8 protein-coding genes are annotated in these 12,178 nt (G+C 61.0%); 4 read left to right on the top strand and 4 right to left on the bottom strand.

Translation table 11 applies throughout. The annotated features are described in order from the left end of the window. Nucleotides 1-726: metal-dependent hydrolase (locus tag HUJ17_RS06070; protein ID WP_290509847.1), on the top strand; the 726-nt coding region annotated here is incomplete at its 5' end. 4 nt (nt 727-730) lie between these two features. Here the strand turns inward: HUJ17_RS06070 and cfa are convergent. The 3 genes from cfa to HUJ17_RS06085 form a co-directional block, all read right to left on the bottom strand. Continuing rightward, nucleotides 731-1,903 (bottom strand): cyclopropane fatty acyl phospholipid synthase, encoded by a 1,173-nt coding sequence (gene cfa, locus HUJ17_RS06075; RefSeq protein ID WP_290509848.1) that lies wholly within the window; start codon nt 1,901-1,903, stop codon nt 731-733. 150 nt (nt 1,904-2,053) lie between these two features. Next, nucleotides 2,054-3,100: an AraC family transcriptional regulator gene (locus HUJ17_RS06080; protein ID WP_290509849.1), complete on the bottom strand. Its 1,047-nt coding sequence runs from the start codon at nt 3,098-3,100 to the stop codon at nt 2,054-2,056. Beyond that, complete coding sequence (locus HUJ17_RS06085; protein ID WP_290509850.1) at nt 3,100-4,002, bottom strand: diguanylate cyclase; 903 nt, start codon at nt 4,000-4,002, stop codon at nt 3,100-3,102. Before HUJ17_RS06085 ends, HUJ17_RS06080 begins: the two co-directional genes overlap by 1 nt. Nucleotides 4,003-4,349: 347 nt before the next feature. Between HUJ17_RS06085 and HUJ17_RS06090 the strand changes: the two genes are divergently transcribed. The 3 genes from HUJ17_RS06090 to HUJ17_RS06100 all read left to right on the top strand — a co-directional run bounded on the left by HUJ17_RS06090 (nt 4,350) and on the right by HUJ17_RS06100 (nt 10,762). Next, on the top strand, nt 4,350-6,833 hold the full coding sequence (locus tag HUJ17_RS06090; protein ID WP_290509851.1) for a TonB-dependent receptor: 2,484 nt from the start codon (nt 4,350-4,352) through the stop codon (nt 6,831-6,833). Nucleotides 6,834-7,023: 190 nt separating this feature from the next. Then, nucleotides 7,024-8,805, top strand: a complete 1,782-nt coding sequence (locus HUJ17_RS06095) for a phytase (RefSeq protein ID WP_290509852.1) — start codon at nt 7,024-7,026, stop codon at nt 8,803-8,805. Then, nucleotides 8,798-10,762, top strand: a complete 1,965-nt coding sequence (locus tag HUJ17_RS06100) for a PhoX family phosphatase (protein WP_290509853.1) — start codon at nt 8,798-8,800, stop codon at nt 10,760-10,762. Before HUJ17_RS06095 ends, HUJ17_RS06100 begins: the two co-directional genes overlap by 8 nt. A gap of 160 nt (nt 10,763-10,922) precedes the next feature. Here HUJ17_RS06100 and HUJ17_RS06105 read toward each other — a convergent pair whose 3' ends face one another. Then, nucleotides 10,923-11,933, bottom strand: a complete 1,011-nt coding sequence (locus HUJ17_RS06105) for a zinc-binding alcohol dehydrogenase family protein (protein WP_290509854.1) — start codon at nt 11,931-11,933, stop codon at nt 10,923-10,925. Nucleotides 11,934-12,178 lie beyond the last annotated feature (245 nt).

A 12,178-nucleotide genomic window follows, 5' to 3' on the forward strand; every position in this document is an offset into this window, starting at 1 on the left:
ACCTACGGGACCCGCCTGTTCTGGCCGCTGGGGGATCCGGTGGCGATCAGCAGCATCTTCATTATTGATCCGCTTTATACCCTGCCACTGTTAATCGCCGTGGTATGGGCGCTGTTGAGACCGCCGGCCAGGCCGGCACTGGTCGCCGGGCTGACAGTATCCTCCCTGTATCTGTGCTGGAGTCTGGTAGCCCAGCAATGGATGACACAGCGAGTCATGCCGGTGCTGGCGGAACAGGGCTTGAGTGAGGCGCCACGTCTGGTGCAGCCCATGCCCTTCTCCACCCTGCTGTGGCGGGTGACGGTGCTGGGCGAGCAGCGGCGGCTGGAGATTGTCACTGGCGTGCTGGATAACGGCGATGCCCTGACAGTGGAAACCTTTCCCCGTTCGCCGCAGGACTATGCCGAGGCCATGCAGGTGCCGGCGGGCCGCAAGCTGGCCTGGTTTACCCGGGGTTTCATCGACGTGGAGGCAGGGCGGGACCAGTTACTGGCCACGGACATTCGGTTGGGGGTGCCGGGTCTGCACCCCTTCCAGTTTGTACTGGCCGAACGGGAAGATGGCGTCTGGCAGGCCTTGCCAAGCTATAAGCTGCCGCGCCCCATGGCCAATCCGCAGGCCTGGCCGGCGCTGCTGGACCGGACTCTGGCCCGCCAACCGATCCTTTGCCTGACCACCCTGGAAGCTTTGCCGGCGGGCAGTCCTTGTCCATCAGTGATGCGCTGACTGCCTAGCGGGCGCCGGTATAGACTTCCTCACGCCCACCGGCGTGGCTGAACACCCACTGCCAGAGCTGAATGTCCCGGGCCTGAAAGGCTCCTGCGCAGGCATTTAGATAATAGCGCCACATGCGGTGGAAACGCTGATCGTAACGATCAGCTAACTGCGACCAGTGTGCGACGAAATTACGATCCCAGGCGCGCAGGGTGCGGGCATAGTCCGGCCCGAAATTATGCAGATCCTCGCAGACAAACCAGTCCTCTGCGTGGCGGGCAATCTGTGCGCAGGAGGGCAGCTCGCCATTGGGGAAGATGTATTTGTCGATCCAGGGATCGTGGCGGCTGGTGCTGGTATTGGTGCCGATGGTGTGCAGCAGCATTAGCCCCCTGCGATGCAGCAGGCCGGCGCAGGTTTCCATGAAGGTGGCGTAATTGCGGCGACCCACATGCTCGAACATCCCCACGGATACCACCCGGTCGAAGCGACCTTCCAGCTGACGGTAATCCTCCAAACGGATATCCACGGGCAGGGACGCGCAGCGTTCCCGGGCCAGACTGGCCTGCTCCTGTGACAGGGTCACACCGACGCCGGAGATCTTATAGTGCCGGCAGGCATACTCCAGCAGCCCGCCCCAGCCGCAGCCGATATCCAACAAGGTCATGCCCGGTTTCAGGTTGAGTTTGCGGCAGATCAGCTCCAGCTTGGCTTCCTGGGCCTGTGCCAGGGTCTCGGCGTCGCGCCAGTAACCACAGCTGTAACTCATGGAGGGATCGAGCATGGCCTCGAACAGGTCGTTGCCCAGATCGTAATGCTGGCGGGCCACTTTGGTGGAACGATGCAGGTTTTGCCGGTTGAATAGCCAGTGCCCCAGCCATTGCAGACCGTTCTGTAACGGCGAATGACTGACCCTGTTGGCACCATGGGTCAGCAGGCGATGGAAGAATTCATCCAGGGCATCGCAATCCCACCAGCCATCCATGTAGGACTCTCCCAGACCCAGCGAGCGCTGCAGGGCGATGCGGGTCAGGGTGCGGGGGTGATGAATCTGCATGTCCCAGGGGCGGGAACCATTGATACGCACATCGGCGGCTTCCAGCACATCCCGCACCCGGCCGGTCAGGCCACGGTACACATGGGGGGCCGCTGATTGGTGGATCGATTGTGGACGTTGCAAGCCAGCCATCGGGTCCTCCTTGCCAGTTTGCCGGTCTATCCAGGCGACTGCATGGCTGCCCATTGGAGTTATAGCATGGCCCTTGGTCATGAAAAGTCGATGACCGCACAACTGTCCTATTGTCAAAACTCCGAGCCTGCCTTTCAAGTCAGGGCTGATTCAGACCGGGAACACGCTGTGCATGGTAGCTGCCAGAGCTCGCTGGCAGGCCGCCGGAGTGAGCCCCGACCAGCGTTTGAAGGAGCGACGGAAGTTGGTGCTGTCGGTGAAGTTCAATTGTCTGGCCACCTGCTCAGTGCTGTAGCCGTGGAACTGTAACCAGTGAATGGCCTGATGCAGGCGCGCGTCGTCCAGTAGTTGTTGGTAGTGGCAACCCTGACTGTTCAGGCGTCGCTTGAGGGTGGCCGGGCTGCACTGCAACGGGCTGGCCATTTCTCGTAAGGACGGCGGGCTGGCCAGTTGCTGCTGCAACTGGCGATACAGATAAATCCGGAAGCTGTCACCCCCGGCCTGCGGATCCAGATACGGCTTGCACTGCTGTTTTGCCGCCTGCCAGGCGATGGCTGAGGCACCGGGCCAGGAAGTTTCCAGGTAGCGGCGCGGCAGGATCATGGCATCAAGGTGACCATCAAAATACAGGGTATCGCCCAGATGTACCTGGTACTGCTCCGGATAGGAGGGCCGGGCATGGCGGAACTGAAAGGCCCAGGGCAGTCGCTCGCCGCTGAGCCAACGCGTTACTGACGCCAGTCCGGCCATGGCGGCCTCAATCACAAAGCGGTGTTCACTGCCGTTCCCACAACTATCCAGCCACTGCAGACACAGGTGCCGGTCGGTGATGGTTAGATGGGCGCCGAGCAAGGGAAACACCAGCTTGCTGAAACCGGTAAATACCTGCAGGGCCTCGTGCAGGTTGCCGGCATTGCCGAGCAGGGCGCTGATGGCACCGTAATGCCCGGGGAACAAACGCTGGCCATAACGAAAGCTCAGCTCCGGATCCGGAAACAACCGCCGTGCATTGTGGATCAGTTGCAGCCAATCGTGCGGGCTGAGCCGGGCCTCGCCGCTGAGGATCTGTTCCTGAAACAGACCGGTGTGGCGCAACAGCCGGTTCAGTTCGATGCCCTGATCATGGATCAGGTCGATCAATACCGCCGGCTGATGGTGCGCAGGGATGAAGGCCTGATCTGTCAGATAGCCGCTCATCAGGCTACTCGGGGCTGGTCCGGTCGGGCTTGCAGCAGATTGCGGTTGGCGCGGGCAATCAGGGTGTCGGCGCTGTCTTCGAAAGAGACGGCCAGGCCATGCATGACGTGCACATAATGTGTTTCACCGCGCCGGGTCTTGAAGGCAAAGCTGGTCGCAGCCTTTTGCAACTCGTCCGCCAGTGCCCGGGCCAGAGCGTGGCTGGTGCGCGGCAGTACCACCGCAAAGCGATCGCCGGCATAACGGCACAGCAGGTCACTATGGCGCAGGTTGAGCAATAACAATTCAGCCAGTTCCTGCAACAACCGGTCGCTGTCGGCACTGCCCAGCAGTCGACGGCTGTGATCGAAGCAATGCAGGTCGAGCATGATCAGTGCTACCGGTTGTTCCCGGTGGCGCAGTTCCATGGTGAGTTGCTCGCGTAGGTAGGGGGCGCCATTGAGGCTGGTCAGGGCATCGAAGCGCCGGTGTTCGCGAAAGATTCGTTCACGCTTGCGCAACTGGGCGGAGATCGCCTGCTGCTCCCGGTGCCAGTGGTAGATGCCCAGTGTCAGCAGGATCATGCCCAGCGGCATGGCACCGGATTCCAGCCAGTGATCCCAGGCTACGGTGACCGGAAGGGCGATGACTTCATCCAGTACATCCTGCCAGTAGGCAAGAAAGATGGCGGTCAGGCCGGCCACCAGCAGGCGGGTGACACGGCCGGTGGGGCGGCTGTTGAGGATCAGCCCGATCCACAGTAGCGACAGAAAAGCGGCGCCGCCTTCGCCGGCAATATCCAGCCAGGTAATGGCGGACCAGGATTTCGGATCACCGGCCACCAGGTTGGCCAGCAAAACGCCATTGGCCAGCAGCAGGAGAGCGGCCAGTGGCCAGCGGTGTAGGGTGAGAGTCTGTTTCACGAAAAATTCCTGTACGGGAGACTTGTTGCACAGGTACGTGGTTTTCATGTCAGGAAAATGAAACGTGCCCCAAAAAAGCTGAGACGTTGTGGGGGTCGAATCGGCTCACGGGAAAAACGGATTTTTTCCTTTCAGTAACGAAAAAACCTTGATGACAACGCTTTCAGGGATCCAATCCGTTGGCGATTCCTGTCGGGCAGGGGTGCAAAAAGCTCACGGCTTGTCGGTGGGCTTCTCTAAGTGATTGATTCTTTATTCTGCCTCGCCGCCCTGTCACAGAAGTGACATGGCGGCTGCCTACCGTGCCCGGCATTGCCAATTCACAAGGGCGTTGCCCGGGGGACGTCATGTTCTATCACCATCTTGTACTCGGCGGTTTTTACCGAACCGTACTGGCCAGTGCCGTGGCACTGTCGTTGACACCGGCGTGGGCAGACGATGCGTCGTCCGCCAATGAGCTGGAGACGGTGCGGGTTATCGGCCAGGCCGCCAGTATCGACAAGGCGCTGGCCAGCCAGAAGGCCGCCGACAATATCGAAACCACGGTCAATGCCGATGCCATTGGCCAGCTGCCGGATGCCAATGTGTCCGAATCCCTGCAGCGTCTGCCCGGGGTTTCCATCGAGCGGGATCAGGGCGAAGGGCGTTTTGTGCGGGTACGCGGGCTGGCACCGGATTTCAATGCCGCCACCATCAACGGCATTCAGACACCGGCCCCGGAAGCGGACAAGCGCGCAGTGGCACTGGATGTGGTACCCGCGGACCTGATCGAGTCCCTGACCGTGGTCAAGAGCCTCACGCCGGACATGGACGCCAATTCCCTGGGCGGCACCATCGAAGTGAAAACCCTGTCCGCCTTTGATCGCGATGGTTATTACTTATCGCTCAGTGGCAAAGGGAGCTATAACGACAACGTGGACGAGACCAGCCCGGAGTTGTCCATGGCCGCCAGCAATCAGTTTTCCATCGGTGATGGCGACCGGAACCTGGGGATTGCCGGGGGCATCAGCTGGGGCAAGCGGGATTTCGGTTCCGACAACGTGGAAACTGGTGGCGCCTGGGACTTCGACAGCGGTAATGCCCTGGAGGAGTTTGAACAGCGGGATTATGCCATTACCCGTGAGCGTTTGGGGATGGCACTGAACTTCGATTATCTGCTCAGCGACAATACCAGCCTGTACCTGCGTACCCTGTACAGCCGCTTTACCGATAACGAAATTCGCCAGGCCAATATCTTCGAGTTCGATGAGGCCATGGTGGCCGGCCAGCGTGGCGACGTGGCGGTGGCCAAGGAGCTGAAGGACCGGGAAGAAACCCAGGAAATTTCCTCCTTTGTATTTGGCGGGCAGCATTTCTGGGGTGATGACTGGATCATGGATTTCCAGGCAGGTTACAGCACTGCCAGCGAGAAAACCCCGCAGGAAATCAATGCCACTTTCGAAACCGATGATGACCTGGCCAATGGCGGTTTCAGCAATACCCGCAAACCGCTGCTGCTGGCACCGGACGGTTTTGCTGATGCCGGCAACTACAGCCTGGCAGAGATCGAAGAAGCGAACAGTGATACCGAAGACACCCAGACCGACCTGAAGCTGGATTTTACCCGCCAGTTGTACTGGAACGATCAGCCTGCCTCCATCAAGTTCGGCGCCAAGCTGAGCCAGCGGGACAAGGAAGGGGATGTGAATATCTGGACCCATGAGCCGGATGCCTCGCTGACCGATTACCGCGAGAATGTGGACTATGCGCTGGGCCCCTTCGGGCCGGGGATCAATAGTTCGGTGAGCAGCCTGCTGGGCGACGGTGAATTCCAGGTCGTGGATTCCGCCATTGAGGATTATCGCATCAGTGAAGACAAGCAGGCCGCCTACCTGATGGGCACGGTGGATCTGCGTGACCTGCGTATTCTTGGTGGCCTGCGCTATGAGGGAACGGACTTCCGGGCCCGGGGGTTTGGTTCCACTGACGAGGAAATCACCGTGGAACGGTTTGACAATGACGAGGACCATTGGCTGCCGGCTCTGCACCTGCGCTATCAACTGGCCAATAACACCATCGCCCGCGCCGCCGTGACCCGCTCGGTGGTGCGACCGGTGTTCGAGCAGCTGTTGCCGTCCTTCGAGGTGGATGGCGATGAGGCCTATTTCGGCAACCCGGAATTGAAGTCACTGGAATCCAGCAATTTTGATCTGGGCATCGAGCATTACATGGGGCGGGCCGGTGTGGTCTCCGCCTTCCTGTTCTACAAGGACATCGACAATTTCGCCTACCTCACCGACCGGGGGAATGAATTTGCGGAATTTTCCGAAGCGGAAACCTGGGAAAATGGCGAGGGTGCTACATTGCACGGTCTGGAACTGGCCTACTCGAAACAGTTGAGTGAATTGCCGGCTCCATTCAACGGCATGTTGCTGGGCGCCAATGTGACGCTGGTGGATTCCGAGGCGCAGATCGAATCCTGGGATGAGGATGCCGGTGCGGTTCGCCGCCGTGACATCGCCCTGCCCAGCCAGTCCGACGTGACCGGTAACCTGGTGCTCGGTTACGAAAATCGCGCCCTGAGCCTGCGCCTTGCGGCCAACTACACCGGCAACTACCTGCAGGAAGTCAGCGATCCGCTGGACAAGCGTTACGACATCTACACCGATGACCATGTGCAGCTGGATTTCACCGGGCATTACTTCCTCACCGACGAACTGCAGCTCACCTTTGAGGCGATCAATATTACCGACGAACCCTTCTATGCCTACACCGGCAAGAAACGGTTCAACGCGCAATACGAAGAGTACGGCCCCACCTACAAACTGGGTCTGGCGCTGAAACACTTTTAATCAGGCAAGCGGGGTGGGCGGCGACGCCTGCTTCGCTGCTTTTTTTGTCTGAAGAAGATTGGAAAAGGGAATGACCATGGGAAAAAGGCTTGCGCTGATCGTTGTAGCCGCTGCGATATTGGCGGGTTGTGGAACAGAGCAGACGACGCCTTCGCAGGCTCCGTCCGCGGGCGAATGGCAGTCGCCGGTCATGCCACAACCGCACGCCCTGTGGGTAGACGGAGATGGGGTGGAGGAGGTCGCCCGCATTGCCGTCAGCCTTGACGGCGACCTGCTGCTCAATGATCAGATACTGCAAAAAGGCAACTTCGAAACGCTCGACGGTCGCCGCCAGGATGACGGCAGCGTGCGTCTGGTTAGCGTGGATCGCAGCAGTAATGAAGCGGTCCTGTTGGCGTTGCAGGATGGCGCCCTCACCGAACTGCAGCGCCTGCCGGCGCCGGCTTATCAGATCAACGGGCTGTGCCTGTATCGCGACAGCCAGTCCTTGCTGTCCGTATTTCTGCTGGATGAGCGGGGTGGGGCGGATCAGTGGCTGCTGGATGATGCCCGCCAGCCACGCAAGCTGCGCCACCTGGTGATGCCGCCGGATGCCGAGTTCTGCACCGTGGACGATGCCCGCGCGGCGCTCTATGTCAGCGAGGAAACCGTAGGTCTGTGGCGCTACCAGGCCGATCCGGAACAGGACCCGGAGCGGCAACTGCTGGATCTGCTGGCACCCCGTGGAGCTATCCGGGAAAGCGCCAGCGGCCTGGCGGTGATTCCCGGTGGTGTGGCCCTGCTCGACAAGGAGGCGGGGGATCTGCATCTCTACCGGTTTGCCGATGACCGGCATCACCGCTACAGCGTGCCGGATCTGGACGAGCCGGAACGTCTTGTCGCGTCCCATGATGGCGCCACCCTGAATCTCTTTGTGGTGGACGATGGCGACCATGGCGTGCGCCGCCTGACACTGCCCTGGGCGCAGGATGAGGTGATCGCGGATGTGATGCCACTGGTGGAGCCCAGTGCCCAGACCGATACCGTCGCCCTGTTCGGCGATGCCGCTGACGATCCGGCGATCTGGCTCAACCGCAAGACCCCGTCAGCCAGCCGCATTCTCGGCACCGACAAGAAAGCGGGCCTGCATGTCTATGATTTGAATGGCACGGAAACCCAGTTCCTGGCCGTGGGCAGGCTCAACAATGTGGACGTCCGCTACGATCAGGAAGTGGCCGGTCAACGCTATGATATCGCCGTGGCCACCAACCGGGATCACAACAGCCTGCATGTGTTTCTGATCGACCCGGACACCGGTGAGCTGGAAGACGCCGGCCAGATCGCCACCGGCCTGGAAGAAATCTACGGCCTCTGTCTGTATCAGGATGACGAGGGCCTGTATGCCTTCCCCAACGGCAAGAGCGGTGCGATTGAGCAATGGTTGCTGCGCGCCGAGGGCGACGCCCTGCAGGGGGCTCTGGTGCGCAAGCTGCAAGTCGACAGCCAGCCGGAGGGCTGTGTGGCAGACGATAACAGCGGCCGTTTGTTCGTGGGCGAGGAAGACAGCGCGGTCTGGGTATTCCCGGCCGCGGCGGATCAACCGGCGCAAGCGGAGCAGGTGGTAGCGATCAGCGAGCGGCTGCATGCGGATATCGAAGGGTTGGCCCTGTACCGCCAGGGGGATCAGCATTACCTGGTGATCTCCAGCCAGGGCAACAACAGCTATGTGCTGGTGGATGCCGAGCCGCCTTACCGCTGGCGTGGCCGTTTCCGTATCGGCATGAATGTGGCGCAGGGCATTGACGGCGTGTCGGAAACCGATGGCCTGGAAGTCACCTCAGCGAATCTGGGTGCCCCCTACACTGCCGGTCTGCTGGTGGTGCAGGATGGCCGCAACCGTCTGCCCCAGGCTCCGCAGAACTTCAAGCTGGTGCCCTGGACGGTCATTGATCACGCCCTGCAATTGTCTGAAAACGGGAATAGCCATGAGTGAACAGGACCGCATCGATGCTCTGGAAGCACAGGATGACCAGCCGGTGGTGCGCCCGGAACAGGGGCCGTCCCTGCCTCGTCGTGCGATCCTGAAAGGCGGCCTGGGCGCGGCGGTGACCGGTTTCCTTGCCGCGCCGCTGGCTGGTTGCGATGGCGGCGTGTCGTCGTCCTCGTCAAAACCGGCCATGCCGGCCATCGGGTTTACCCCGTTGCCGGTGCAGACGGACATGACGTTTGACCGGGTCGCCGTACCGCAGGGCTACACCGCCCGGGTATTGTTTGCCTGGGGTGATCCGATCCGGATGGGGGCACCGGCCTGGCGCAGTGATGCCTCCAACGACTGGCGAGACCAGTTGCAGCAGGCCGGCGACAACCACGACGGCATGCATTTCTTTCCTTTTGACCATGCCCCCAATGAGCATGGCCTGCTGGTGATTAACCATGAAAAGGTGGCGCTTACTTTTCTTCACCCGCAGGGACCGACCTTTACCCGGGATGCTAACGGTCGGCGGCAGCGCCCAGAGGCAGAGGTCAAAAAGGAACAGGCCGCTCATGGTGTCAGCGTGATCGAAGTGCGCAAGGGCGAGGATGGCCAGTGGCAGCGGGTGATGGACTCTCGCTACAACCGCCGTATTACCGGCATGACGGCCATGACCCTGCGCGGCCCTGCCGCTGGTACCGACGCCCTGAAGACGGTCAGCGATCCCGCAGGCACTACCGTGCTCGGCACCATCGCCAACTGCGCCATGGGCTTTACCCCCTGGGGCACCTACCTCACCTGCGAGGAAAACTGGCCCAACTATTTCGTCAACCGGGACCGGGACGACTACCGGCAACGGGTGGCCCACCAGCGTTATCGGCTCAGCCAGGGCGACAACAGCAAATACTTTGCCTGGGAATCCGTGGACCCGCGTTTTGATGCCACCCCCTACCCGGAGCAGCCCCATGGCGGCCATGTGAATGAACCCAATCGTTTCGGCTGGGTGGTGGAAATCGACCCCTTCGACCCGGACAGCACGCCGATAAAACGCACCGCTATGGGCCGGTTGGTCCGTGAATGTGCCACCCCCTCCGTGGGGCCGGACGGGCGCATGGCATTTTACTTCGGTGACGACACCCGGGGTGAATACCTCTACAAGTTTGTGCCCGCCGGCCGCTATCAGCCGGATGACCGGAAGGCCAATCGTCACCTGCTCGATGACGGCACCCTCTATGTGGGAGTGTTCGGAGACCGGGGCAAAGGGCAATGGAAGCCGCTGGTTTTCGGGGAAGGGCCGCTCACCGAAGCCAACGGGTTTAATGACCAGGCCCAGGTGTTGATCGAGGCCCGCCGCGCCGCCGACCTGCTCGGCGCCACCACCATGGACCGTCCTGAATGGGTGGCGGTGAAGCCGGATAACCGGGAGGTTTACGTTACCCTGACCAACAACGACCAGCGTGGCCGCCGCGACGATCAGCCCATCAACAGCGCCAACCCGCGCTGGGACAATCAGCACGGCCATATTCTGCGCTGGCGGGAACAGGGCGATGACCCGACCGCCACCACCTTCCAGTGGGAACTGTTTCTGCTGGCAGGGTATCCACAGACGGCAGACGTGCCCGCCAACCAGATCGGCACCATCCAGGGCGATATATTCTCTTCCCCGGACGGCCTCTGGTTCGACCCCGAGGGCCGCTTGTGGATCGAAACCGATTACGATGAAGACAGCCCCGACCACCGCGCCATGGGCACCAACCAGCTACTCTGCGCCAATCCCTACAGCGGTGAAGTGAAGCGCTTCCTGGTGGGTCCGAAAGGCTGCGAAGTCACCGGCATCACCGGCACCCCGGACGGCACCACCCTGTGGATCAATATCCAGCACCCGACCCTGAGCTTCCCCGCCAGCGACGGCGTTACCCGACCTCGATCAGCGACAGTGGTGATTACCCGGGATGATGGGGGAGAAATCGGTAGTTAATAGTTGATAATGAATAGTTAATAATTTCGCGGTCTGTTTGATCGGGTTTTGCAAGGTAAGAGGCCGCGCCCTGGGTTTGGGCGTGGCCTCTTACGTTTTCATACAGTATGCGCGGCGTCGCGCAGCTATTAATTATTCATTATTAACTATTAATCGCCTTTCACTCCCATCCCGCCAACACCAACTTGCCTATCGTCTGTCCACTCTCCAGTTTGCGGTGAGCGGTCTTCAGGTTGTCGGCATTGATCGGACCCAGGCCTTCACTGAGGGTGGTCTGGATGGTGCCGCTGTCTACCAGGGTTCGCAGCTGGTCGAGGATGTCGCCCTGGCGTTGCATGGTGGCGGCGAACATGGCGCGGGTGAACATGAACTCCCAGCAGAAGCGGGCGCTTTTCGGTTTCAGGGGGTTCAGGTCCAGCGGGGCACGGGCATCGACGATGGCGCAGATGCCGCCGAACGGGGCCACCGCCTGGCAGGCGCTGTGCCAGTATTCGTCCAGACTCTGGGTAACCAGGATGCCGTCCACCTGGGGGTGGCCGAGCAGTTCCAGTTGCGGCAGCAGTTCCTTGCGGTAGTCCACCACCTGATGGGCGCCCATGGCCTGGCACCAGTTGGCGGAGGTCTCGCGCCCGGCGGTGGCAATCACGGTCAGCCCGAAATGGTGGGCGGCCAGCTGGATAGCGATGGAGCCCACGCCACCGGCGCCGCCGATTACCAGCAGGCTTTTCCCTTCACACTGGCCAGGCTGAAAGCCGAGCTGGTCTTCCAGGGCTTCCCAGGCGGTCAGGGCGGTAAGGGGCAGGGCGGCGGCTTCCTGCATGCCCAGGCTATCCGGCTTCTTCGCCACCAGCCGCTCGTCCACGCATTGGTACTGGGCATTGCTGCCCTGACGCTGCAGGGCGCCGGCGTACCAGACCCGGTCACCACTTTGAAAGTTCGTTACCTCGGCGCCTACTGCTTCCACCACGCCTGCGGCATCAAACCCCAGTACCCGATAGCCGCCCTGGTCCACCGGGCGCTGGCGCAGTTTGGTATCAATGGGATTCACTGACACCGCCTGCACCGACACCAGCAGGTCCCGAGGGCCGGGAGATGGCAGATCCAGCTGGATATCCTCCAGCGCGTGCACATCATCAATGGTTCTGGGTTGGTTGAAACCGATCGCTTTCATGCTTTGCCCCTACAACGTAAACACACAAGCTTTGGCCCACTTGGCAGGGCAGACTATGCCACAGTAAGTGACTTGTCGCCTTGCGGCCGTCGCAAAAAAATCGAACGCTTTCGGGAGAGCACACGCATGAAGTTTGAGGAATATCGTCAATTTGATGCCATGGGGCTGGCGGAGCTGGTGGCCAGGGGAGAGGTGAGCGCCGCTGAGCTGCTGGACACGGCCATCGCCAGGGCGGAGCAGGTGAA

It is taken from the genome of Alcanivorax sp. (assembly GCF_014762765.1).
In the GTDB taxonomy this organism is placed as follows: Bacteria; Pseudomonadota; Gammaproteobacteria; order Pseudomonadales; family Alcanivoracaceae; genus Alcanivorax.

Bases quoted from the DNA above. Each gene is read 5' to 3' on its own strand.
- HUJ17_RS06090 (WP_290509851.1), top strand. From the start codon at position 4,350: ATGTTCTATCACCATCTTGTACTCGGCGGTTTTTACCGAACCGTACTG.
- HUJ17_RS06100 (WP_290509853.1), top strand. From the start codon at position 8,798: ATGAGTGAACAGGACCGCATCGATGCTCTGGAAGCACAGGATGACCAG.
- HUJ17_RS06095 (WP_290509852.1), top strand. From the start codon at position 7,024: ATGCCACAACCGCACGCCCTGTGGGTAGACGGAGATGGGGTGGAGGAG.
- cfa (WP_290509848.1), bottom strand. From the start codon at position 1,903: ATGGCTGGCTTGCAACGTCCACAATCGATCCACCAATCAGCGGCCCCC.
- HUJ17_RS06105 (WP_290509854.1), bottom strand. From the start codon at position 11,933: ATGAAAGCGATCGGTTTCAACCAACCCAGAACCATTGATGATGTGCAC.
- HUJ17_RS06080 (WP_290509849.1), bottom strand. From the start codon at position 3,100: ATGAGCGGCTATCTGACAGATCAGGCCTTCATCCCTGCGCACCATCAG.